This is a genomic window from Gardnerella vaginalis 1500E (genome assembly GCF_000263595.1).
GTDB lineage: Bacteria > Actinomycetota > Actinomycetes > Actinomycetales > Bifidobacteriaceae > Bifidobacterium > Bifidobacterium vaginale_E.
This window is the reverse complement of sequence record NZ_ADES01000021.1, coordinates 1-594: the sequence shown is the minus strand read 5'-3', so window position 1 is coordinate 594 and position 594 is coordinate 1. Positions and strand designations below refer to the sequence as shown.

At 42.4% G+C, this 594-nt stretch carries 1 protein-coding gene; it reads left to right on the top strand.

Translation table 11 applies throughout. The features are described 5' to 3' along the window. A partial coding sequence (locus CGSMWGV1500E_RS00560; RefSeq protein ID WP_004129412.1) for an amino acid ABC transporter permease occupies positions 1-594 on the top strand: 594 nt, incomplete at both ends.

Sequence of the window (594 nt, the reverse complement as noted above, 5' to 3'; positions counted from 1 at the left end):
GATGCGTAAGAGTGTTAACCCGGTTTTGCGCGGGTGTAGTTGGTTCTTTATTTGGTTTTTCCGTGGTACGCCTGTTTATACGCAGCTTGTTTTTTGGGGTATGTTTGCGGTTCTTGTTCCTAAGTTGAGTTTGGGTATTCCGTTTACTTCTGTGGAGTTTTTCTCTATTGATTCTAATGTTGTTATGACTTCTCTTACGGCTGCGGTTGTTGGTTTGTCTTTGAATGAGGCTGCGTATTTGTCTGAGATTGTTCGTGCTGGTTTGGAGGCTGTTGATGCTGGTCAGGTTGAGGCTTCTAAGGCTTTGGGTATGTCTCGTTCTTTGATGATGCGTCGTGTGATTCTTCCTCAGGCTATGCGTATTATTGTTCCGCCTTTGGGTAATGAGACTATTGGTATGCTTAAGACTACTTCTTTGGTTTTGGCTGTTCCTTTTACGCTTGAGCTTCAGTTTGCTACGAATGCTATTGCGAATCGTATTTATAAGCCGATTCCGCTTCTTCTTGTTGCTAGTATTTGGTATTTGGTTATTACTTCTGTGTTGATGGTGTTGCAGTCTATGTTAGAAAAGCATTTCGGTAAAGGCTTCGAAGC